Source organism: Paraburkholderia sp. RAU6.4a, from assembly GCF_050435625.1.
GTDB lineage: Bacteria > Pseudomonadota > Gammaproteobacteria > Burkholderiales > Burkholderiaceae > Paraburkholderia > Paraburkholderia tuberum.
In genome coordinates this window covers 439,657-463,024 of record NZ_JBNDKQ010000002.1, presented here as the reverse complement: position 1 = coordinate 463,024, position 23,368 = coordinate 439,657, and the positions used below count along the sequence as shown (strand labels likewise).

Below are 23,368 nucleotides of genomic sequence, written 5' to 3'. Positions count from 1 at the left end.
CTCCCGGCACGCCCGGGTGATATCCCCAGTCGCAGTCGTGTAGACAGTCTAGTTAATCGATGCTGTGGCGGAAATGCGCGGATGGTGCGTTCGTCTGCCAACTAGTCGAAGTTTTGGGCCACGCGCGCAGTGCTGGCTTACCTCGTGTCGGGCATCGTTGCGGCGAGAGATTTGTTACGCCCAGACACAATAGTTTTTCCGGGCGCTGACGGCATCAGCGGCCGATGATGCGGTAAGCTGCGCCACGGCATCGCAAACATAGTTTCCACCATGAAGGTCACGGCATGAAAGTCGCCATTGTTGTATTCGATGGTGTGCAGGCGCTGGATGTAGCAGGCCCACTCGATGTGTTCGCCGAGGCGAACACGTTTCTTCCCGAGCATCAGCGCTACGAGGTCTCGCTGGTCGGACGCGAAGCGGGCACCGTGACGTGCTCGAATGGCATGCAACTGGCGGTTTCGTTTGGCTATGCCGACCGTGACATTCAATGGGACCTGCTGCTGGTCGCGGGCGGACCTCAGTTGCCCGATGCGCAGCCTTCGAATGAATTCCTGACCTGGTTGCAGAATCAGGCGCGCAGCGCGAGCCGCTTCGGCTCCGTATGCAATGGTGCATTCGTGCTCGCGCATGCGGGGCTGCTCGATGGCAAGGAAGTCACGACGCACTGGTCGGACGCGAATCGGCTGTCCAATGAATTTCCGCAAGCCAACGTGCGGCCGGACAGGATCTTCGTTCGCGACGGTCGGCTTTTCACGTCAGCCGGCGTGACCGCGGGCATCGATCTGTGTCTGGCGCTCGTCGCCGAGGACTGGGGGCACGAGCTCGCGGTGCGGGTCGCGAAGCGTCTGGTCGTGTATATCCAGCGGGAAGGCGGTCAGTCGCAGTACAGCCCCTATATCGGCGCGGGCAAGGACGAAGATCCGATCCTCCACAAGGTCTATCGATATGTGAGCGAGCATATTACCGGGACGCTGTCGATCGAGGAGCTCGCGAGCGCGGCCTCGGTGAGCCGCCGTACATTGTCGCGGGTATTCGCGAAGCACGCGAAGGTGACGCCCTCGGTATTCGTCGAGCAGGTGCGCGTCGATACGGCGAGAAAACTGCTCGAGGATACCGATGCTCCGCTGAAGACGGTCGCGTTCAAATGCGGCTTTCACAACGCCACGCATATGCGCACGACATTCTCGCGGCGGCTCAACGTCACGCCGAAGCAATATCGGATGCGATTCAGAGGGGAGGCAAGTACACAAGAGTGAGCCCACCGCGGCGCTGGCGGACGTGTCGTCGTTGACCAACGACGATTCGGCGCAATTGCTTCCCGACATCATTCAGTCCGGCTTGTCGATCCTCTTCTGCGGCATCAACCCGGGATTACGCGCGGCGTCGACAGGGCACCACTTCGAAGGCAGGGGTAACCGGTTCTGGAGAGTTCTCCATCGCGCCGGTTTCACGGACGAGGAGTTTCGCCCCGAGAACGACCGGCAACTGTTGAATCGTGGATACGGTCTTACCACGGCGGTCTTACGTCCCACGGCTCGTGCGGACCAACTGTCGAAGGCGGAGATTCAAGCCGCCGCGGCGCAGTTCGAACTGAAGATTCGACACTACGCGCCGCGCTTCATCGCGTTTCTTGGCAAGGTGGCGCTCGCCGAAATGTCCGGCCAGCGTGATATCGAATGGGGCTTGCAAGCCCGTGATTTCGCCGGTGCGCGCGCATGGGTCCTGCCAAACCCAAGCGGACTGAACCGATCGTTCAGCCTCGATGCACTCGTGAGCGCCTACCGTGAGCTCCGGTTGGCTGCGAAACTGGCGCTTCCCGACTAGACGGCGATTGCCGCCATAGGCGGGCGTTGCTGCCTTTTGCGGCGCGCTAAGCCGCGTCTCACGCTTTTGCCCGAGCCCATGCGGGTCGGTTCCACGCAGCCTGTAACGGCTGGTCGCGCATCAGCGTTCCGCTTGACTCAAACCAGCGCCTGAATCGCATGGCCCGTGACGAACCACCATGGTTCGTCACGACGCACGCTTTTCCGCCCATGCCGCGCGAGCGGCGCACAGCCGGTCGACACAGCACGGCCTGGCCAATTTTCCGTACTGGATGGCCCAAAACCCGCCTAGCCGAAGCTTTAAGAAATCGGTCCGATCTCTGACAATTAAGCAATCGGTGAACAGCAACGAAGAGCGGTGAGCCGACAGCTGACTGTCCGCGTCGGGCAGTACAGCTAACTAAACCAGAGCGGGTTGAAACCTATGACGACTGAAACGGAAGCGCCGAGTCTCCCGCGATCGCTGGAGAGCGGTCCTGTACGCGTGGTAGCGGCGCCGCCCCGGACGGCTCCTGCGCAGTTGGCTTTTACCAGGCGTATTGCGCTCGGGCTCGTCGGCATGCTGTTCGCGTCGTTGCTGGCGATCCTGAACGAGCAGGTCACCGCGGCCGCGCTGGCCGATATCCAGGGCGCGTTCCTGATCGGACATGACGACGGCACCTGGCTCACTTCGCTGTTCGAAGCAGCGAACGTCGCGACGATGGTGTTTGCGCCGTGGTTCGGCATCACGTTCACGCTGAAGCGGTTCACGATCGGCGCCGTACTCGCGACGATGTTCTTCGGCTTGCTGTGCCCGTTCGCTCCCAATCTGCCGACGCTTTACGTGCTGCGCATTCTTCAGGGAATCGCGGGCGGATGTCTTCCGCCGATGCTGATCATCGTGGCGCTGCGCTATCTGCCGCCCAATCTCAAGCTGTATGGCCTCGCCGGCTATGCGCTGACAGCGACCTTCGGGCCGGCGCTGGGCACGCCGCTCGCCGCGGTGTGGACGGAGTTCGTCAGCTGGCGCATGGCGTTCTGGCAGATCGTTCCGCTCGGCGTGCTGTGCTGCATCGCGATTCAGCGGGGGCTTCCCGCGGACCCGATGAAGCTCGAGCGGTTTCGCTCGTTCGACTGGATCGGCTTCGTGACCGGATTTCCCGCCGTCGCGATGCTGGTGACCGGTCTTTTGCAGGGCGATCGTCTCGACTGGTTCGATTCGGGGTTCATTTGCGTGATGTTCGGCGCGGGGGTGCCGCTGCTCGTTGCATTTCTCGTCAACGAATGGTGTCAGCCGGTGCCGTTTTTCAAGCTTCAACTGCTTGCGCGCAGGAATTTCACACATGGACTATCGACCTTGCTCGGCACCGTGATCCTGCTGGTGGGCATGGCGGCAATACCGGCCCAGTATCTCGCGATAGTCCATACGTACCGCCCGTTGCAGACCGCGCCGCTGTCGTTGTTTCTGGCCGTGCCGCTGTTGATCACGCTGCCGCTGACGGCCGCTTTGCTGAACACACGCCGCGCCGATCACCGCTGGGTAATCGCCACGGGTCTCGCGCTGATGTTCGTGACCTGCGCGATGGGAAGCTTCATCACGACCGAGTGGATTCGCGACAATTTCTACCTGCTGCAATCGTTGCAGATTGTCGCGCAGCCGATGGTGATCATGTCGATCCTGATGGGCGTGACGACGGGGCTGCCGCCCACCGAGGGTCCGTTTGCTTCGGCGATGTTCAATTCCCTGAAGACGTTTTCCGCGGCGGTGGCGAGCGGGCTCATCGAAAGTGTGGGGACCGCGCGCGAGCATTTCCATTCGAGCATGCTGGTCGACCAACTGGGCAACCGCCCACTGATAGCGAATCAGGGCGTCGACGCGAACTACGGTCTGGGTCAGCTCGCGCACCGGATCCACGAACAGGCGGTCGTTCTGACTTCCGCCGATCTGTACCGCCTGATGGCGTGTGTCGCCGTTGCGCTTCTTCTGCTGGTTCCAGTGCTGCCGGTGCGCATCTATCCGCCGTGGAGCACGACGCCGCCTGCTTCGCATTGAGGAACGATTCCCATGTCATCGACTATGCCATCCCCATTGAAGATCTTTCGTGCTGCCGCGGTCATCGGCGTCGTCGGCCTCGCTGCATGGGGCTGCACGAGGCTGCTCGCGAGCCCGAATACCGAGTCCACCAACGACGCCTACGTCACCGCGGACTTCACGCTCGTCGCGCCGCGCGTCCCGGGTCAGATCACGGACGTACTGGTCAATGACAATGAGGACGTGAAAGCGGGCCAACTGCTCGTGCGCATCGATGACCGCGACTTTCGCGCGGCGTTGATGAGCGCCGAGGCGGAAGTGGTCGCGGCGAAGGCATCGGTGGCGAACTTCGATGCGGAAATTGCGCGTCAGCCGTCGCTGGTGGAGCAGGCGCGCGCGACGCTGCGCGCCGACGACGCATCGATCGGTTTTGCGCGGGCCAACGCGTCGCGCTACCAGAACCTGTCCGACGCCGGCGCGGGGACGGCGCAGGAACAACAACGCGCTTCGAGCACGCTCGCGCAGCAGCTTGCGCAGCAGTCGCACGACCAGGCGGCGTTGCTGGCCACCGAGCAGAATCTGGACGTGCTGCGCACGCAGCGCGACAAGGCCGCGGGCGCGCTGGAACACGCCGAGGCGGCGCTCGAGCAGGCGAAGCTCAACCTGTCGTACACGGAGATCCGCGCACCCGTCGACGGCAAGGTCGGCCGCCGTTCGGCGCGGGTCGGCGCATTCGTGACGCCCGGCGCGCCAGTCCTGGCGATCGTGCCGCTGTCGGACGCGTACGTGGTCGCCAACTTCCAGGAGAGCCAGATCACCAATATGCGACCGGGTGAAGGCGTACGCGTGACGGTGGATAGCCTGCCCGGCATCGTGATCCGCGGCCGTGTCGATAGCCTCGCGCCGGCGACCGGCGTGAGCTTTGCGCCGATCGCGCCCGACAACGCCACCGGCAACTTCACGAAGGTCGTGCAGCGGGTGCCCGTCAAGATCACGATCGATCGCGGCCAGGCGAGTGCAGCGGCATTGAGCGTGGGGCTCTCGGTCGAAGCGGACGTCGTGGTGGGCCACAGTGGCGAGGCGACGGCCGAGGGAGCGCAAAGAGAATGAACACGAGCAACTACTCTGCGCGCGCGATCGTCGCAGCGCTTCTGACCTGTGTCGCGCTGACGGCATGCACGGTGGGTCCGAATTTCGAACGTCCACAGACGGCCACGCCGCAGGTCTTCGAGCGTACGCAAACCGCGCAGTCGCCGAGCCGGGCGGTGGAATCCCAGTTCGGTCCGGATTGGTGGACGCTGTTCAACGATCCGGTACTCAACCAGCTGGAAAAGCAGCTGGCCGACGCCAACCTCGACGTGGCCGCGGCCTCCGCGCGTTTGCTGCAAAGCCGGGCCGAGCGGCGCGTTGCCGGCGCCGCCGAATACCCGACGCTCGACGGCGCCGCCTCGTACAACCGCGAACGCGGCAGCCAGAACGGCATCCTGTCGCTGCTCGGCGTCACGCCGACGCAAAGCCAACCGCAATCGGCTTCCGGCAGCGCGCCGCTGGGCGTGGCTCCGTTGCCCGGCTCGGCGGGCTCGCCCGCCTATAACCTGTATCAGGCCGGGTTCGATGCGTCGTGGGAGATCGATCTGTGGGGGCACGTGCGACGCAGCGTCGAAGCGGCGAGCGCGCTGTCCCAGGCGTCATACGAGGACCGCAACGCGGTGCTGTTGAGAGCGCGCGCGGAACTGGCGCGCGACTATATCGAGCTGCGCGACACGCAGGATCTGCTGCAGATCGCGAGACAGAACCTCGACATCGCCAACGATGTGCTGAAGCTCACGCGGGTTCGCGCGCATGAAGGCGTCACGACCGATCTCGACGTGTCGAACGCTGCCGCACAGGTGGAAAACATCGAAAGCCTGATTCCGACGCTGGAGTCGCACTGCGAGACCACGATCAACGCGATCGGGCTGCTGCTCGGGCAGGAACCCGGTGCGCTGCGGCAGACGCTTGCCGAACCGCGCGAGGTGCCGGTGCTGCCCGCGCAGGTGCCGATCGGCTTCCCGTCCGAGCTCGTGCAGCGCCGGCCCGATATCCGCAAGGCGGAGGCGGACCTGCATGCGGCAACCGCGACCGTCGGCGTCGCGAAGGCCGATTTCTATCCACGCATCACGCTGAACGGCAGCGCGGGGTTTCAGAGTCTTCAACTGTCGAATCTCGCCAGCTGGGCGTCCGGGCAGTTCGTCGTCGGGCCTTCGATTACGTTGCCGATATTCGAGGGAGGCCGTCTGAAGGGCACGCTGCAACTGCGTGAAGCACAACAACAGGAAGCCGCCATCGTCTACCGGCAGACGGTGCTGCGCGCGTGGCGGGAAGTCGACGATTCGCTCGTCACCTACGACGCCGAACAACGCCGCCGCGATCGGCTCGCCACGGCCGTCAGCATGAACGAGCGCGCGCTGGCCGTTGCGCGGGAACGCTACAAGGCGGGCGCGCTCGACTATCTCGACGTGCTGAACGTGCAGCGGCAATTGCTCGAAGCGCAGAGCAATCTGCAGAAGAGCAAAGCCACCGCCGCGACCAATCTGATCACGCTCTGTAAAGCGCTGGGAGGGGGATGGGAGTCGACCTACGGCGGATAACGGGCAACGTGCCGCCCGCCGTTCAATACTGGAACCGGATCGCGGCATGTCGCTGCGGAATACCGGAGCGAACGAACAACAAGGAGCTTGTCATGCGCGATTCAACCCATTCAGCCGATAGTGCCGCCACGCCCGCATTCGCATCGCGCGGCAAGATCGTCATGATGGCGATCATCGCCGGCGCGGTGATCACCAACATTTACTGCACGCAGCCGATCCTTCCGCTGATCGCCGCGGGTCTGCGCGTCGACGTGACGACGGTCGATCTCGTCGCCGCCGCGGCACTGCTCGGTTTTTCGAGCGGGCTCGCGTTGCTGCTGCCGCTCGGCGACCGGTTCGATCGCCGCAAGCTGGTGCTGATCCAGATCGCGCTCGCCTGCGTGTTCGGCGTCGCCGCGGCCGTCGCGCCTGGCATCCGGGCGCTCGTCGCGGCGTCGTTCGGCCTCGGCATCGTGAGCTGCGTTCCGCAGCAGCTGGTGCCGTTCGCCGCCGTGATGTCGTTGCCAAGCGAGCGCGGGCGTAACGTCGGCACCGTCGTGAGCGGGATCATGGTCGGCATCCTGAGCGGCCGTACCATCGCCGGCGTGATCGGCGCGGCGTATGGATGGCGCGCGGTGTACGTCGCCGAAGCGGCCTTCATGGTGCCGGTCTGGATCGCGGCCGCGGCGCTGCTGCCGCGCGGCGTGCCGTCGACGAATCTCTCCTATGGGCGCCTGCTCGCTTCGCTGTGGCCGCTCGCGCGGGACAATCGGCCGATCCGCGAATCGATGCTGATCCAGGCCCTGCTGTGGGCCTGCTTCAACGGGTTCTGGGTCAATCTCGCCGCGCTTCTCGCGAGCGGACCGTGGCATCTCGGCAGCGCATGGGCAGGCGGCTTCGGCGTGATCGGCGCGGCCGGCGCGTTCGCCGCTTCACTGGGCGGCAATGCGACCGATCGGGTCGGGTTCCGCAAGGTGATCGGCGCTAGCATCGGCATCGTCACGCTCGCGTATCTGCTGCTGTCGGGCGCGGCGAACTCGCTGACGCTGTTGATCGTGGGCGTGATCGTGCTCGATATCGGCGTGCAGTCCGGTCTCGTATCGAACCAGACGCGCGCGTTCGCGGTCGATCCGAAAGCGCAGGGCCGCATCAATAGTCTTTATATGACGGCCACCTTTTTCGGCGGTGCTGTCGGCGCGACGGTCAGCGGCTGGTTGATGACACGCTATGGCTGGACGGGCATCGTCGCGTTCGGTATCGCGCTCGGCATTCTCGCCGCCGCGATTCACTGGATCGGCACGCCTCGCGGGATGGTGGTCGAGGTTCAGGCGAGCCGGGATTGATCGCGAGCCGCCGCCTGGTTCGAACGTTGCTGACTGGGGAGGTGAAACATGAAGTTCTCGATGAAAACTGAAATCCGTGCAGATGATGTGACCAAGCTCGAGCATGCGATGAAGTCGGTCGATCCCGACGCGAAAGTCGAGGTCGACGTTGGCACGCAAAGCGTGAGCGTCGACTCGTGGCTGATGCCCGAGGAGTTTCTCGTCGCGTTCTACGACGATAACTACGAGGTGGCCGTCAAGGAGTGGTGACTCCAACGACGCCCGCGCGCGTATCGCGGCGGGCGGATCGCTGACGCCAGGCATGGGCCGCGGCGCGATTGCCGCCGCCATCCGAAGCCGCTTCGTCGTAACCGACCGCCGCGCCGACGAATCGCTCGCTGAACTGGAACAGAAACTCAGGCGTTCATCGAATTCGCCGGACCGGCGTTCCTCGAAGTCATGATCGACCAGAACGCCGATGTGTTTCCCATGGTCGGGCCGGGACAAAGCTATGCGGAGATGATCACCGGGCCTTTCATCCCGTCTCGCGATCAGCGGGAGGCTGGCGGCAAGCACGTTTGGAGGCGTTTCGAGGCCCGCGCCGCCAAGCGGGAAGGGCGTGCGTCACGCCTGGCGCGCGTCGATCAGGCGGGCAGGAATTCGGCGATGACGACGATCACGACAGCGGCGTCGGCGGGACCCTGGCTATGCGAGAACGCTGAACGCGCATGTCCCGCTTTGTCGCCGAGCACGGCAGCGAACAGATCCGAAGCGCCGTCGACCACGGCGGGCTGCCCGTAGAATCCATCGGCGGAACTGACGTGCCCCTCGACGCGAACGATGTGATGCAGGCGCTCGAAACCGCCGAGATGACGCGAGATCTGCGCGAGTACGTTGAGCGCGGCGAGTTGGGCAGCCTTGCGGCCCTCTTCGAGCGTCAGGTTCTCGCCGACACGCCCCGAATAGACCATTTTGCCGTCGGACAGCGGCACCTGTCCCGAGATGAAAAGCAGGTTTCCGGCTTCGCTGACAGCCGTATAGCTGCCCAGCGGTTGCGCAGGAGAGGGCAGTTCGAGACCGAGTTCTGCGAGTTTCTGTTGGACGGACATGGTGGGCTCCTTGAGTGGGGCGTCGAGCGCGCGAATCAGATCATGCGCGCAATGTGCGGACACCCGCACTGACGATGAATCGCGTCATGGGTGCGGTGTGGGTCGGCTTGCCGGGCGAGTGCGGGTGACGCCAGACCATTTACTGGCCTGCGCTCTGGCCGCCGTCCACATGCAGGATCTCGCCGGTCACGAACGGTGCCGAGTCGAGATAGAGGATCGCATTGACGATGTCGCTCATGTCGCCCATGCGCCCGACCGGATGCATCCCGGCGAGCGTCGCGTGTGATTCGGCGGGATGCATCGGCGACTTGATGATGCCGGGCGACACCGCGTTGGCGCGGATACCGGCGCGCGCATATTCGATGGCGAGCGAACGCGTCGCGGCATTCAGGCCGCCCTTCGTCAATGACGCGAGCACCGACGGAACCTTGCTGTTCGCCTTTTCGGCGAGCGTCGTGGTAATGCTGACCACGTGACCGCTGCCGTGCTTCTGCATCGCGTCGATCGCGTACTGGGTAATGTAAAAGAAGCCGTTCAGGTTGACGTTCAGGACCGCCGCGTAGTCTTCGGCGGTGTACTGCGTGAACGGCTTCGCGATGAAGATGCCCGCGTTGTTGACGAGCGTATCGACGCGTCCGAAGTGCTCGATGGCAGCGTCGACGACGCGGCGGGCGGTAGCGGCGTCGCCGATGTCGCCGGCCACGGCGACATAGTCGGCCTCGACGGCCGGTGCGATGGAACGAGCCGTGGCGACGACGCGATGACCCTGCGCGCGGAAGGCTTTGACGGTTTCAGCGCCGATGCCTTGCGATGCGCCGGTGACGATGACGACTTTGGAAGTGCTCATGGTTTGTCTCACAGTGTGATTGATCTGGCCTGCTGGCCGTTCGAATCGATGGACCCGATGGAGGGCACTGTAGGCGCATCCGCCGCGAATTCGAACACACACCGTGGACAAAGAGTCTTGCGCCACGAGAACAAATCTCGTGGAACCGTGCGGCTAGAGCCAGCGCCAGATGCCCGCCGGCCAACCGGAGAGCGGGATATGAGCCCACGTCGCCACGAGCCAGAAAACGACGCCGCCCACCAGCGCGTGCATGCCGAACCCGCCCAGCCGCGCGCGGCCGGCGGCGATCGCCGCGAACGGCAGATAGCTCGTCTTCGATTCCCATGCGGGCCACAGATCGGGTTGCAGCCGCCGTTTCTTGCGGTCCTGTAGCGCGGCACCGACCAGCGCGAGGATGATGATCGCCCCGGCAAGCACGATGTTCCGGGTGACCGGGAACACGGCGATATGGCACAGTCCCCAAAGCGCGAACGACCACATCATCGGGTGACGGGTCACTGCGTACACGCCGCGCGCCGCGTCGGGAAACGCGGTGGGCCGGCCGCCGGTGGGCAACGCCGGGTTGCGGATCAGGGAGCCCATCAGAAGGATCGACGCGATCAGCATGAGCACGGTCACAACTGCCCACAGCGCGTTGCCTGCCGGCCATAGCGGCGCGGAGACGGGCGTCCTGTCGTAAGCCATGACCATCCAGCCGAACGTCAGTATCGCAATCAGCGAATAGACGCCCATGGCACCCCGTTCGCCGATTACCCGGACCATACCCGCCCGCAGCGGATGGGACAGGAGAAAGTGGCTGCCGACAAAAGCGAATGCCGCCACGACGAGTGTGTCGATGCTTCCCATTGGCCCGGCTCCTCAAGTCAGATGATCGGTCGACCGCGTGCATTGCGAGAATACTACTTCGCGCGCCACAAGGAATGCAGCGATCGCTTCGCGAGTTTCGATTGCCGCGCGCCGCAAAACCTTGATTGGCAGTGTCGTCGTCGCGATGGCCGGGACACTCGCCATCGCATCGACTGCGCAAGCGGGGCAATGGGCCGCCAACCATCCCCGGCGCGTCGAAGTGAACAACCGTCTTGCCAACCAGAACAATCGCATCCGTCGAGAGGTTCAGGATCGGCAAATGTCGAGAGGCGAGGGCGGGCGCGCGTGGTGCGGTCTTCCGCAAGCGGCGAAGAGCGGCCCCTTGGCGGCGGAGTTAAGGTCTGCGTTGAAATTTGACTCGCACAACAACTCGTCGCAAGGCGTAGCGGCGGGTAGAGCCGTTAGGCGGCAACGGTCCTGGAAGGCATTGTCGACCGGTTCTGGTGCGCCGTCGTTGGCTACAGAGCGGTATCCTGCCTCGACGACAAGCGATCGCATGCTCGGCCTCGCGCAACCCTGCAACGGGAGGACAACCACTCGCCAGATCGGCCCAGCTGCGCCTTAAGAACACCGAATAAAACTCGTCCGTGTTGTACTCCACCTTCGTGGCGCGCCCCTGCTGTTGGCCCCGCGCTTTGATGTAAAGCTGGTCGGCATAACCCCGGACGTAGGAGGAGGTATGCGAGATGGAAAACGCGAAGTCTCGCTGATCCTCCGCTGTCGATGGATACAGGTAACCCGTTTCAACCACGCCGATTTGTCCCGCAGCGTTTCGGCACGTGAACACGGCTTGCTCCTCGACGGTCACATCAGGTCGATACGTTCGCATCTGCGCCGAGACGTGGGTGATGGGGCTGTTTGTGAGGGATGAGATCAGGTCAATGAAATGAACCCCGACATTCAACGTGGACCCTCCACCTGCGTGCCGTTTATCCAGCATCCAGCTGCACCCGCCGCGCTCATACCGAGCTATCGGCCAACGATGAACCTGAACGCGAGATGCTGGAATCCCTCCGGCGTAAATCCATTCGCGGGACGCTTCCATTCGTCCCGCTGCGCCTCTGTGGCGCAACGGGCCTTGGCGCCAGTTCGCTTGATCCACGAGCGGCAGAAACGAGCACCGCAGCGACAACACCATCGGGCGGACGCTCAAGGCGGACGCGAGGGCAGCGTATGCGTCACATCCCGCTGCCGCACGGCGACAGCAACAGCCCATCGCCGAACGGAACATGGTCGTTGCTCGAAAGACATGTTGTGTAGGTCCAGCTCAATAGCGAGGCGCCGGACGAAGGGGCGCCGTATTGTCCGGGCAGCATCACCTGGAGGCGCGGCGTGGGGCTGATTGCAGCAGTTCCTGCAACTCGGCTTTGTAGAAACGCGCCAGGCCGTTGGTACCGTGGCCGCACGTATCCTCGCTGGCAGGGATCAAAAGCAGCCGGCCGTGGCGCACATGCTGCATCGCGTGCTCCATCAGACCGGTCTCGGGCGGATAGCGTTCGTCATCGGCCGCGTTGATGGCGAGCACCATAGCCCGGATCTGCTCCAGGCCGGGTGCCGGGTTATAGCCGCGCGAGGCACCCCATTGATATAAGAAGTCGTTGGCATCCAACGTGAAAGGCTGGGCCAACAGGGTGTCCAGGAAGTTGTCGGCCAACTCCATTGTCGGAGCTGCTTTCTGGTAGGCCAGCGTTCCGCCGTTGGTGGCCAGCGCGAAGAACGCGCTAGCAATGCGCAAGGAGCGGGGCGGGCTGGCGTAATTGCCATCCAGGTACTCCGGGTCGTCGCGGACCATCTCGGTGAGCATGCGGCGCAGCATCCAGTTGCGGCCGGACATCTCGGTCGGTTGCGACGCCATTGGCACCAGCGCGTCCATGAAGTCCGGATATCGCACCGCCCAGATCCACGCGTGCATGCCGCCCATCGAGTTGCCGATCAGCAGGCGCAAGTGCCTGATGCTCAGGCCCTCGGTCAGGAGCCTGTACTGCGCGAGCACCATGTCGTCGTAGTTGTAAGCCGGGAACCGCGTGCGCAGCCCGTCCGACGGCCTGGACGATCCGCCGGCTCCAATTCCGTCCGGGAGGACGATGAAATAATTGTTGGCATCAAGCGGCTGTCCGGGCCCGAACAGCTCTCCCGCGAACGCGGGCGTCAGCATGCTGGCGCCTGTGCCCGTCGTGCCGTGCAGGACCAGGACCGGCTCGCCGGACGGGTCGCCGATGGTTCGGTAGTGTAGCCGCACCTCCGGCATCACCTCCCCGGTGTGGAAACGGAAGTCTCGCGCGATCCAGTCGCCTTCCTTCGGTGCAGGATAATCGGCCAAATTGCAATATCTCGTTAGCGGCATAGGCGTGCGACGCAATCCGATGGCCTGGATTACCCGGAAATCGGTTCAAGAGTCTGAAGCGCACCACCCTGCCGAGCAGAAGCGTAGGCCGCATCCATGACCTGCATCATCGCCTCGGCGTCGCGCAAGGACGCGATCGGCCTTGCACCTGTGCGGCATTCACCAAGCACTCGCTTGACGAACAGTGGGTAGTAAATGTCGGTCTCTAACTGGAGACGGCGACTGCGAGTGCCGGCGGCAAGATTGTTCCGGTCCCGAATCTCGATGCGGTCGGGGCCCGATTTTGCGTACATGCGATCGGATGAAAGGGTGAAGGAGAATTCGCGCTGCTCGTCTTGAGTACTGGGAAAGCTGTATCCGGTCTCCACGAGCCCGATCACGCCGTCTTCGGTTTGCATTGTCAGCAACGAGTAGTCCTCGACGGCGCCTCGATGCGTTCGGGAGTTCATGGTGGCGGAGACTCGCGCGACTTCTTTGCCGGTCAGTAATCTGAAGAGATCGATGAAGTGGGTTGCGACATTGATCGTGGATCCGCCTCCGGAAAACACAGGATCGAGTGCCCAACCTGCGCCTGCAGCTTCGTAACGACCAGGCGCACCTACAATGAAACGGAAAGACATGTAGTTAAAGTCCGACGGTATGCAATCCTCCGCATCTTCCAGTGCGCCGAGCAACTCGCTCATCCGGAAGATCAACGGTACGGCGCAATAAAGATTGGCTTCCTCGGTCAGTTTGCGCAGCCGCGTGACCTGCGACATGTTTACGCCGCAGGGTTTCTCCAGCGCGAACGGAATTTTTCGTTCGATCACCGCCTCCGCGAGCGTCGGCATTTCGGAATGCCGCCCAAACACAAACGCGAAATCGACATCCTCGCGCTCGAGCAACTCATACGCCGAAGAGTACAACGTGCTCCCAAAGCGCGCGGCAATTGCCTGTCCTTTTACTTGCTCCGCATCTGAAACGGCTACCACCTGGATACCGGGCGCCTCAAGCGCATCGAGATAGAGTGGGACATGCCAATGGCTGGCCTCCAGCAATGCGACTTTCATGCGTGTTCTCCCTTCGCACCGTCGACGAATCGACTCCGTGCTTGCGCGATGCGCGCATTAAAGCTGGCCGCACATACCAATGTGGAAACGTTGAAACTGTTCATCGCATCTTCCCTCCATTCAAACTGGTAAAACTGTCGATTCCGGGCGCTTTCCCAGAGGCGTTAGGGCATTAACGACTTGCGTTCGTTGCAGGCGCGAAAAGCACGCCGTCGTCTGGTGCTGACCTGCCAGCAGGGTGGTAATCGAACCCAAGGAAGCGTAGGGCATGCACTGCCTGCCCTTCATGCATCGGCCCCCCGTCCTGGGTACGACAGCCGCGCGCATGCGCGGCGCGGCGAAGCTGCGTCGGCTCTGGCGCATTGATGATGTCTACGACGATGGTGCCGGGTGCGAGCCGCTCGGGATTTACCGGCATGGCGTCATTCGCGTTCATGCCGAGCGGTGTGGCATTGATCACGACTTCGAAACCGTGCGGGTCGGGAGGTCCGGAATGCGTGATGCAACCGGTTTCGGCAGCAACGGATTCCGCGAGCTCGCCAGCCCGCTGCTCGTCGACGTCGGATATGGTTAACGTTCGGGCGCCCGCCGCCGCGACTGCAAATGCGATAGCCCTGCCCGCGCCTCCGGCACCGACGAGAAGAACGGACTTATTCGCCGGATGATTGCCTTCCCATTGCATGCCAAGCACACAGCCCACGCCATCGAATATGGCGCCGACCCAGCGTCCATCTTCGTTGCAACGTATCACGTTGAGTGCGCCGACCCTGGAAGCAGTGGGATGGAGTTCGTCGACAAAATCCAGCATCCGTTGCTTATGAGGCATTGTGACCAGCAGGCCGGAAAGATTGCGTAACGCTCGTGCGCCGGCGACGAATGCGGACAGGTCTTCCGCTTTGACCCAAAACGGAACGCAGACCGCGTCCGCGCGCTGTTCGATAAAAAGCTGGTTCAGCAGTTGCGGCGACCTGGCTGCCGTCAGCGGATCGCCCACTAACCCGTAAAGTCGCGTTCTTCCCGTGATATGTGGATGCATTGCGGCCTCATGTCCGATGTTGACGGAAGGTGCAGTCATAGCTTACTGCTCACTTCCAGGGTGCCGGGGCTTCGGCGAGATCCCATGTTCCGTAGACAGCGGGCTCGTTAATCTCGATGACTTCAAGGTCATCGGAGCGCCAGATCACATTGTGCGGAACGCCGGCGGGTTGCGAGAGGTCGTCCCCGGCATTGAGAGTCACATCGCCCTCGACGCCGGCGAAACGGAACGTCACCGATCCGCGCAGCACATACAGATAGTGCGCAGTCATGTCGTGCCAATGCCAGCCCGTGGCATCGGTGAACGGGGTCAGTGCGCGAATGTGCTTGGCGCCGATGCGACCGTTGGTCACCGCGGCGAGTCCGAGGTCGCGATACTCGGAGTCCGCGCGCAGCCCTTCCTTGTTCCAGACCGCTGCGGATGCGCTCACACGTGCGAACGGAGTCAGGGATTGCGCGAGTTCGCGCGGGCCATCGTAACGTGGCGTACCTTGGTTGTGCATGTGTCTTTCTCCTGTGTGGCATCAGATATTGGCGAGTGCCGCGGCCGCGTGTTCCTGCCCGGCTCGTCCGAACAGCGCAAGTTGCGCCGGGCGGTCGCTGCCGAGATGGCCCTTGCTTTCGGCTACGAGCGCAGTTGGTTCGTCAGATCCTGTGAGTCGGCTGTTCCGGTCGCCTCACGCAACATCTCGGCGCGCAGACGATCGTATTCGCCTTTGGGTACAGGGACCGCGTTGCGGTCGCCGAGATCGTGGAGCCGGACCCGGTACGTCTCGCGCGTGGTAAAGGCGGCGATCGCGGCCACGACACAGATGCCGAATGTCAGGGCTCCGATCTTCAGTGGAATATTGGCGGAGCCGGGGGGCGCGACCGCGACGAAGAATGCCGGGAGCAGCGCGGAAAGCGTCGTCCCGACGTTCTGTCCAATGGCCATCCCGGACACGCGCACGCGCGTGTGGAACAGTTCGGAGAACAGGCTCGGGAATACGCCGTTGAAGCCCTGATAGGCGATGCCCCACATGAGCACCGAGAGAACCATCGCCAGCCACACGTTATGGATGCTGATAGCGTACAGATACACGAACGAGAGCAGTCCGGCGCTGAGGGTGCCGACAAGGACTGGCGGCCTGCGACCAATCCTGTCTGAGAGGTTGCCGACGAAGGGAATCAGGATCACTGCGCAGATATTGCCCAGAACAGGGATCCACAGATACATGCCGGGAGGGAAGCCGATGCCGTACGCCGGCTGAACCGCGTAGGCGGTGCCGAAGACCGCGGCGACAAGGGCGATTACGGCGGTAAGCGCCATGCAGACCACGCGCACGACATCGTCCCAGCTCTGCCGGAGCACTTCGACGACTGGCGAGGCGGGAATTTCGCCGTGCACGCGCTCCTCGGCGAACGCCGGGGTCTCATCGACTTTGCGGCGAATGACGTAGCCCGCGATGAGAACGACAATGCTGAGCAGGAACGGAATCCGCCAGCCCCAGGAGGTGAACTGGTCCCTGGGCATGAAATGCGCGAGAGGCAGGAAGATCGCTGCCGCCATGAGCTGTCCGGCCTGCACCCCCTGGAGGGTAAAGCTCGCGAAGTAGCCGCGCCGACCGAACGGTGCGTGCTCGAGAATCATTGAACTGGCGCCGGAGAGCTCCCCGGCGACCGCGAAGCCCTGGATGAGGCGAAGAACCACGAGCAGCACCGGCGCCCAGATGCCGACCTGCTTATAGGTTGGCAGGACCCCGACGGCCATCGTTGAAAAGCCCATGAGGAACATGCAGAGGAGCAGCACCGTCTTGCGGCCGTGGCGGTCGCCCCAGTGGCCGAGGACGACGGCGCCCACCGGGCGGGCGATATAGCCGACACCGAAGGTTGCCAGTGAGGCGATGATGGCGACCGTTGGATTATCAGACGGAAAGAAGAGCTGCGGGAACACCAGCGACGCCGCAGTCGCGTAAATGAAGAAGTCGTAGTACTCCAGCGCCGAGCCGATCCAGCCGCTGGCCGCGGCGATCTTCGACTGGCGCTTGCCGTGAGGCTTAACCCGGGTGTTCCGATTCATGCTTGTCTCCATCGTGATTGACTTTCCGGTGCTGTTTGTCTATTGTTGTAACACCGTTCCATTAAGAATCATGTTACGTCAATTATGAGAGTTGTCAAGGGAGCAGTTGACCGGTCGCTGCAGGCGATCGAGTTGCTCGCACGTGAGGCGCGCTGGATGCGCATCTCCGATATCGCCGCCGAACTCGGGCTGGAGAAGGGCCCCGCGCATCGCGTACTCGCGCAACTGTGCGAGCAGGGCTGGGCGGAACAGGATGAACAGACCTCCCAGTACCGTCTGACCTTGAAGCTGTCCCTGCTCGGTCAGCGGTACCTGCATGGGCTTGGTCTGCCGGGTCTGGTGCAGCCGATCCTCGATGAGGTCGCGGGTCAGTGCCGCGAGCTGGTCCGGCTGACGGTGGTCAACGAAGGAACACTCGCATGGCTGGCAGCGTCCCAGGGCGCGGCACCGGGCCTGATGTATTCGCCGTCCATGCATAGTCCCATCGTCTTGCATGCCACATCGGTTGGCAAGGCGTGGCTGGCTGGAATGCCGAACGACCAGGCGATCGAATACGCCCTGCGTGGTGGACTCGGAAAAGCGACCGCCGCGGGCGCATGGACGCCGAAGGCCATTACCAGCGTCGAGCAGCTGATTCCGGAGTTGGAGCGGACCAGGCAGCGTGGCTATGGCCTTGTCGTCGAAGAGGCCGAGCCGGGTGTCGTCGCATTGGCGGTGCTGGTGCGCGCGCTGCCTGACGGTGCGGTGGTCGGCACCATGAGCATTGCCGGGCCGGTCACACGGGTTCAGCCGGAGCGTTACGAGGCCTTTTACGCGCTATTGCAGCAAGCGTCCGCGAAGCTGGGTGCCGTATGGCCGCGCCAGAGCGTCGGTGCACATGCGAGCGAGGCGGCATGAACGCGCCGGGCGCAGCTCAGGCTCTCGAGCGACTCACCGCGTTGGATGAGCAGGCAGCACGTGTCCTCGTCGCGGCGCGCCGGCAAGGCACGCTCGTGGAGCGCCTTCCCATCGAGCTGCGGCCCGCGAATCTGGACGAGGGTTTCGCGATCCAGCAACAGGTGGGCGATCAGCTCGGCCGGCAGGCTGGCGCGTGGAAATGTGCGCTGCCGCCGGCGGGCAAACTCATCGCTGCGCCAATCTACGACGCCGTCATCCATCGAGGCGCCCAATGCCGCATTCGCGCCATGCCTGGGCAGTCCTTGGTAAGGGCAGAGCCTGAACTCGCCTGTTTGCTGGCTCGCGATCTGCCGCCACGGCGCGAATCGTATGGCGAAGCCGAGGTGCTCGACGCTCTCGGGAATGTTCACCTCGCGCTCGAACTGCTGGGCAGTCGCTATGCGCATCCAGAATCGCTGACGTTTCCTGAATTGCTGGCAGACGGTCTGTTCAACGCCGGTCTTGTCATGGGGCCGCGCGTTCAATTGCGCGAGGGCGCGACGCCGGCCGATCTCCCGGTCGAATTCACCGTCAGTCTGACTCGCGCCGGACACGACACGGTCAGTTTTGCTGGCCGCCACCCTGATCGCAGCGTGCTCGCGCCGATCGTTTGGCTCGTCAATTTTCTCCGCGTCCGCGGCCTTGGATTGCATGCCGGCCAGGCAGTGATCACGGGCTCTTACGCGGGCGTGCTCGAGTTACCGATTGGTTGTGAGTTGCATATCGGCTTCGGTGATCTCGGCACGTTGCCGATACTTTTTTTGTCTTGATAGGAGTCTTCAATGCGTCTCGTCCGTTTCGGCCAGCCTGGTCAGGAGCATCCCGGTGTCATCGATTCGAGCGGCGTGATCCGCGATCTGACCGGCGTCGTCGACGACATCGACGGAACGACTGTTTCGCCTGCCGCCCTTGCGAAGCTGAGCGAACTCGATCTGAATCGCCTGCCCGTCGTGGAAGCGGGCACGCGCCTCGGCGCCTGTATCGGCAATGTCCGTAACCTCGTGTGCATTGGTCTGAACTACACCGACCATGCCGCTGAAACCGATACGCCCATCCCGCGGGAACCTGTCGTATTCAACAAGCATACGGGTTCGATCAGCGGTCCGAACGATCCGGTTATCTTGCCGGCAGACGCGCAAAAGCTGGATTGGGAGGTTGAACTGGGCGTGGTGATCGGCAAACCCGCCTGGCAGATCGATGAAGCCACCGCGCTCGATCATGTGGCGGGTTACTGCCTTGCCAATGACGTTTCCGAACGCGCGTATCAGCTCGAACGCGAAGGCCAATGGACCAAGGGCAAAAGCGGCTTCTCTTTTGCGCCGCTCGGCCCGTGGCTCGTAACGCGCGATGAAGTGCCCGACCCGCAGGTGCTCGACCTGTGGCTCGACGTCAACGGCACACGTCGTCAGACGGGCAACACACGCACGATGATCTTTAACGTCGCGCATATCGTGGCGTATCTCAGCCGCTTCATGCCACTGATGGCTGGCGACGTCATTATTACCGGGACGCCTCCCGGTGTCGGCCTCGGTCAGAAGCCGCCCGTCTTTCTGAAAGCGGGCGACACCATGACCCTCGGCGGCAGCGGACTCGGCGAGCAGAGCCAGAAGGTCGTGCGGTATGCGGATTCGCTTGGCACGGCATGGGGCCGTGGCGAATATCCGTTGGCACGATAAAACGATTCGATCTGTAGAAGGAGGAGATATGAGCCTTGCTGGAACGGGCGTCGTCGCAATCTGGCATGACCTGCTGCCGGAAGCGAAGGATGAATTCTACGAGTGGCACAACCGCGAGCACATGCCGGAACGCGCCGGGATTCCGGGGTTCAGGCGCGGGCGGCGCTACATTGCGCTGGATGCGGGCCCCGAGTACTTCAATCTGTACGAAGCCGACACCGTGGAGGTGCTCGGCGCGCAGGACTACCTGCTTCGGCTCAATTCGCCGACGTCGTGGACGAAGCAGGTCGTCGCCTCGTTTCGCAGCGTGGCCCGCTCGATCTGCCATGTGGCGTATTCGGAAGGTGTTGGGCAGGGAGTCAATTTCATGACGGTGCGCTTCGACGTGCCTTCCGCGGCGCGGGCCGATGTCGTGAAGGGATTGCGTCAACGGGTCTTGCCGCCGCTCGTCGACCGGCCAGGGATCACGGGCGTGCACCTGTGTCTGGCCGATGAGGCCGTCAGCAAGGTCGAAACTGCTGAGAAGAAGGCGCGTTCGGAAGGCACCCAGGTGCCGACATGGATCGTGATGATCGAAGGATGCCGTGCCGACTACGTCCGCACAACAGTGGACGCTTTCCTTGCCGGGCTCACTGCTTTGCCAGGGGCCGCTGCGGTTGCGCCGGACTCCACGCTCTATCAACTCGAGTACACGCGCTGCAAGACGCCGTGGAGCGCTGGCTGAAACGTCGTTTGAACACGGCTGCACCGCGCGTAATGCGACGTCGTGCAGCCGATCCTGAAACCGTCGTTACGCATTGAGAAACGAAGGAGTAGTTCCATGTCGTCCCCTGTTGCGGGCAAGTCTGTCGCATCGACCGCGGTCGGACCGGTTCGCGTCATTCGACTCAATCCCGCTGACGATGTCGTCATCGCCCTCGATCAGCTCATGTCCGGCACGGTGCTGGATGAGGAAGCGGTGACGGTCTCGGGATTGATCCCGCCCGGTCACAAAGTGGCGACACGCGACATCGGTGAAGGTGACGCGGTGCACCGTTATGGCCAGATCATCGGCTTTGCGAGTCAGCCGATCCGCGCGGGGCAGCACGTTCACACCCATAATCTCGCGATGGGCGAATTCGCCCGTGACTACGCATTCAGTCAGGGCGTACGTGCCACTGTCCCGTCAACTGAATCGGCGACATTTCGCGGCATTGTGCGTGAAGACGGCCGTGTGGCAACGCGCAATTACATCGGCATCCTTACCTCGGTGAACTGCTCCGCCACGGTCGCGCGAGCCATTTCCGACTATTTCCGCCGTGACATTCGTCCTGAAGCGTTGGCCGCGTTTCCGAACGTCGATGGCGTCGTCGCGCTCACCCATGGTTCGGGTTGCGCTATCGACTCCGAAGGCGACGGCCTCGCGATCCTCCAGCGCACACTTGGCGGCTATGCGTGCCATCCCAACTTCGCGAGCGTGCTGGTTATCGGCCTGGGCTGTGAAACGAATCAGATTTCGCGGCTGCTCGAAACCCAGGGGCTCAGGGAACACGACCGCTTGCGAACCTTCACGATTCAGGACACCGGTGGCACGACCCTGACAATTGCAAAAGGTATCGAACTGGTTCGGCAGATGTTGCCCGACGCGAATGACGTTAAGCGGGAAACGGTTTCGGCAAGTCATCTCACGATTGGCCTTCAATGCGGTGGGTCGGACGGATATTCGGGCGTCACGGCCAATCCTGTGCTGGGTGCAGCCGTCGATTTGCTCGTGCGGCGCGGCGGTACTGCGATTCTCTCGGAGACGCCGGAGATTTATGGCGCCGAGCACTTATTGACCCGCCGCGCGGTAACGCCCCAAGTGGGACAGAAACTGGTCGATCGCATCAGGTGGTGGGAAGCATACGCGCAGCGGCAAGGCGCGCAGATCAACAACAATCCGTCGGCGGGCAATAAGGCCGGCGGTTTGACGACCGTCCTCGAGAAATCGTTGGGCGGCATCGCAAAGGCAGGCTCCACGAACCTGGTCGAGGTGTACGAATACGCTCAGCCGGTCAAGGCGCGCGGTCTCGTGTTCATGGACACGCCTGGCTACGATCCGGTGTCGGCGACCGGCCAGGTTGCCGGCGGTGCGAACCTGATCTGCTTTACGACGGGACGCGGTTCGGCTTACGGCTGCGCGCCCTCGCCATCGGTAAAGCTCGCGACAAACACCGCACTGTGGCAACGGCAGTCCGACGATATGGACCTGAACTGCGGAGAAGTGCTGGAAGGCAGCACAACGATCGAGCAACTTGGCGCGGTGCTGTTCCAACTGCTGCTCGACGTAGCATCCGGGAAACGCTCTCGTAGCGAGCAGCACGGTTACGGGCAAAACGAATTCGTGCCTTGGCAAATCAGCGCAATCATGTGAGCCGCTGTTGTCCGGCACAAGTACAGCGTGCTCCGCACTGATGCTCAGCAATAACCCATACCAGGTTGGAAAAAGATTAGATGCCATTGAATGACCGATCCGCGTTGCCTGACGATCTGGAGCAGGCGGTGCTCGTGGGGCGCGCGTGGTGCCCCGATATCGGCGCGCCGTGTCCTGTTGCCGTTATCGGTGGCGAACTGGTGGATGTGTCGTCGTTCGCGCTGACGACCAGCACGCTGCTTGAGCAGCCAGGAATCGGCCTTCGGCTGAAGGAGGCCGCTGCGAACCTGCCGAGACTTGCGACACTGGACCTGGTTCTTGCCAATTCCGCCTTCGATCGGCGCGATCCGTCGACTCCTTGGCTCATCGCGCCATGTGACCTTCAGGCGGTCAAGGCGAGCGGTGTGACGTTCGTCGAAAGCCTTCTGGAGCGGGTGATCGAGGAGCGCTCGGGAGGCGACGCGAGCCGGGCCGACGAAGTGCGCGCGCGTGTCATGTCAGTACTGGGCGATCGGCTCGCAAGCGTTCGCCCGGGGTCTGCCGAAGCCGAAGCGGTGCGCCAGGTACTTGTTCAGGAAGGAATGTGGTCGCAGTATCTGGAAGTCGGCATCGGTCCCGATGCGGAAATTTTCACGAAAGCGCAGCCCATGTCCGTTGTCGGTACCGGCAGCGAAATCGGAATTCATGAAAATTCGCAGTGGAATAACCCGGAGCCTGAAATCGTGCTGGCGGTGACCAGCCGGGCGGAAATCGTCGGCGCCGCGCTTGGGAACGACGTCAATCTCCGGGATTTCGAAGGCCGGAGTGCGCTGCTGCTCGGTAAGGCGAAGGACAACAACGCGTCGGCCTCGATTGGCCCGTTCATTCGCCTCTTCGACAGTAGATTCGGTCTCGATGATGTTCGGGCTGCGGAGCTTTCGCTACGCGTAGAAGGAACAGATGGATATGTTCTGACAGGGGCGAGCTCCATGAAACGCATCAGCCGGGACCCGACAGAACTCGTTGCGCAAGCGATGGGCTCTCACCATCAATACCCGGACGGAATGATGCTTTATCTCGGGACGTTGTTTGCACCGACCGCGGATCGTAGCGTGCCAGGGCAAGGATTCACGCATCAGATCGGCGATACGGTGACGATATCGAGCCCGCGATTCGGTGCGCTCATCAACACGGTCAACCATTCGCATCGCATTGCGCCCTGGGAGTTTGGGGTCGGCGCACTGCTCGCCAGCATTCTTCGTGGGCATACCGGGAAAGCGGAGTCGTAGTCGCTCCATTGCCCGTTGGTG

General features: G+C 62.9%; 22 protein-coding genes. 13 read left to right on the top strand and 9 right to left on the bottom strand.

Translation table 11 applies throughout. The features are described from left to right. Positions 1-284: 284 nt before the first annotated feature. From OKW40_RS06885 to OKW40_RS06855, 7 genes are all read left to right on the top strand, one after another. Positions 285-1,256, top strand: coding sequence for a GlxA family transcriptional regulator (locus tag OKW40_RS06885; RefSeq protein WP_429488891.1), 972 nt, complete (start codon positions 285-287; stop codon positions 1,254-1,256). 31 nt (positions 1,257-1,287) lie between these two features. Beyond that, on the top strand, positions 1,288-1,824 hold the full coding sequence (gene mug, locus OKW40_RS06880; RefSeq protein WP_429488890.1) for a G/U mismatch-specific DNA glycosylase: 537 nt from the start codon (positions 1,288-1,290) through the stop codon (positions 1,822-1,824). A gap of 558 nt (positions 1,825-2,382) precedes the next feature. Continuing rightward, the gene (locus OKW40_RS06875) at positions 2,383-3,855 is read left to right on the top strand and encodes an MFS transporter (RefSeq protein WP_429491928.1); all 1,473 of its coding nucleotides are present in this window, start codon (positions 2,383-2,385) and stop codon (positions 3,853-3,855) included. 12 nt (positions 3,856-3,867) lie between these two features. Then, on the top strand, positions 3,868-4,944 hold the full coding sequence (locus tag OKW40_RS06870) for an HlyD family secretion protein (RefSeq protein ID WP_184067578.1): 1,077 nt from the start codon (positions 3,868-3,870) through the stop codon (positions 4,942-4,944). Next, on the top strand, positions 4,941-6,464 hold the full coding sequence (locus tag OKW40_RS06865; protein WP_187612804.1) for an efflux transporter outer membrane subunit: 1,524 nt from the start codon (positions 4,941-4,943) through the stop codon (positions 6,462-6,464). Before OKW40_RS06870 ends, OKW40_RS06865 begins: the two co-directional genes overlap by 4 nt. A 92-nt stretch (positions 6,465-6,556) precedes the next feature. After that, positions 6,557-7,786 (top strand): MFS transporter, encoded by a 1,230-nt coding sequence (locus OKW40_RS06860; RefSeq protein ID WP_429488887.1) that lies wholly within the window; start codon positions 6,557-6,559, stop codon positions 7,784-7,786. Positions 7,787-7,834: 48 nt separating this feature from the next. Next, positions 7,835-8,035 carry a copper chaperone gene (locus tag OKW40_RS06855; RefSeq protein ID WP_429361047.1) on the top strand — a complete coding sequence of 67 codons (201 nt, stop codon included), beginning with the start codon at positions 7,835-7,837 and terminating at the stop codon, positions 8,033-8,035. 374 nt (positions 8,036-8,409) lie between these two features. Here OKW40_RS06855 and OKW40_RS06850 read toward each other — a convergent pair whose 3' ends face one another. The 9 genes from OKW40_RS06850 to OKW40_RS06810 all read right to left on the bottom strand — a co-directional run bounded on the left by OKW40_RS06850 (position 8,410) and on the right by OKW40_RS06810 (position 17,075). Further along, complete coding sequence (locus tag OKW40_RS06850) at positions 8,410-8,874, bottom strand: RidA family protein (RefSeq protein ID WP_429355600.1); 465 nt, start codon at positions 8,872-8,874, stop codon at positions 8,410-8,412. A 139-nt stretch (positions 8,875-9,013) separates the two neighbouring features. Continuing rightward, complete coding sequence (locus OKW40_RS06845) at positions 9,014-9,721, bottom strand: SDR family NAD(P)-dependent oxidoreductase (RefSeq protein ID WP_429488885.1); 708 nt, start codon at positions 9,719-9,721, stop codon at positions 9,014-9,016. 153 nt (positions 9,722-9,874) lie between these two features. Beyond that, on the bottom strand, positions 9,875-10,567 hold the full coding sequence (locus OKW40_RS06840; protein ID WP_429488883.1) for an NnrU family protein: 693 nt from the start codon (positions 10,565-10,567) through the stop codon (positions 9,875-9,877). A gap of 355 nt (positions 10,568-10,922) precedes the next feature. Continuing rightward, positions 10,923-11,633, bottom strand: coding sequence for a Gfo/Idh/MocA family protein (locus OKW40_RS06835; protein WP_429488881.1), 711 nt, complete (start codon positions 11,631-11,633; stop codon positions 10,923-10,925). A gap of 270 nt (positions 11,634-11,903) precedes the next feature. Beyond that, positions 11,904-12,932: an alpha/beta fold hydrolase gene (locus OKW40_RS06830; RefSeq protein WP_429488879.1), complete on the bottom strand. Its 1,029-nt coding sequence runs from the start codon at positions 12,930-12,932 to the stop codon at positions 11,904-11,906. Positions 12,933-12,961: 29 nt separating this feature from the next. Continuing rightward, the gene (locus tag OKW40_RS06825; RefSeq protein WP_184003693.1) at positions 12,962-13,981 is read right to left on the bottom strand and encodes a Gfo/Idh/MocA family protein; all 1,020 of its coding nucleotides are present in this window, start codon (positions 13,979-13,981) and stop codon (positions 12,962-12,964) included. A 172-nt stretch (positions 13,982-14,153) separates the two neighbouring features. Continuing rightward, a complete protein-coding gene (locus OKW40_RS06820) occupies positions 14,154-15,056 on the bottom strand; it encodes a shikimate dehydrogenase family protein (RefSeq protein WP_262419986.1) in 903 nt (300 codons plus the stop codon). Positions 15,057-15,066: 10 nt separating this feature from the next. Next, positions 15,067-15,519 carry a cupin domain-containing protein gene (locus OKW40_RS06815; RefSeq protein WP_090805074.1) on the bottom strand — a complete coding sequence of 151 codons (453 nt, stop codon included), beginning with the start codon at positions 15,517-15,519 and terminating at the stop codon, positions 15,067-15,069. 122 nt (positions 15,520-15,641) lie between these two features. Further along, a complete protein-coding gene (locus tag OKW40_RS06810) occupies positions 15,642-17,075 on the bottom strand; it encodes an MFS transporter (protein ID WP_429488877.1) in 1,434 nt (477 codons plus the stop codon). 84 nt (positions 17,076-17,159) lie between these two features. Here OKW40_RS06810 and OKW40_RS06805 point away from each other — a divergent pair, with 84 nt between their 5' ends. The 6 genes from OKW40_RS06805 (at position 17,160) to OKW40_RS06780 (ending at position 23,347) form a co-directional block, all read left to right on the top strand. Continuing rightward, positions 17,160-17,972, top strand: a complete 813-nt coding sequence (locus OKW40_RS06805) for an IclR family transcriptional regulator (protein ID WP_429488876.1) — start codon at positions 17,160-17,162, stop codon at positions 17,970-17,972. Next, a complete protein-coding gene (locus OKW40_RS06800; RefSeq protein ID WP_429488874.1) occupies positions 17,969-18,781 on the top strand; it encodes a 2-keto-4-pentenoate hydratase in 813 nt (270 codons plus the stop codon). The genes OKW40_RS06805 and OKW40_RS06800 overlap by 4 nt, the downstream gene beginning before the upstream one ends. Before the next feature lie 12 nt (positions 18,782-18,793). Then, the gene (locus OKW40_RS06795) at positions 18,794-19,687 is read left to right on the top strand and encodes a fumarylacetoacetate hydrolase family protein (RefSeq protein WP_184067538.1); all 894 of its coding nucleotides are present in this window, start codon (positions 18,794-18,796) and stop codon (positions 19,685-19,687) included. Between the two features lie 28 nt (positions 19,688-19,715). Then, positions 19,716-20,411 carry a hypothetical protein gene (locus OKW40_RS06790; protein ID WP_429488872.1) on the top strand — a complete coding sequence of 232 codons (696 nt, stop codon included), beginning with the start codon at positions 19,716-19,718 and terminating at the stop codon, positions 20,409-20,411. 96 nt (positions 20,412-20,507) lie between these two features. Further along, positions 20,508-22,079, top strand: a complete 1,572-nt coding sequence (locus OKW40_RS06785; protein WP_429488870.1) for a UxaA family hydrolase — start codon at positions 20,508-20,510, stop codon at positions 22,077-22,079. 80 nt (positions 22,080-22,159) lie between these two features. Continuing rightward, on the top strand, positions 22,160-23,347 hold the full coding sequence (locus tag OKW40_RS06780; protein WP_429488869.1) for a fumarylacetoacetate hydrolase family protein: 1,188 nt from the start codon (positions 22,160-22,162) through the stop codon (positions 23,345-23,347). Positions 23,348-23,368: the final 21 nt, after the last annotated feature.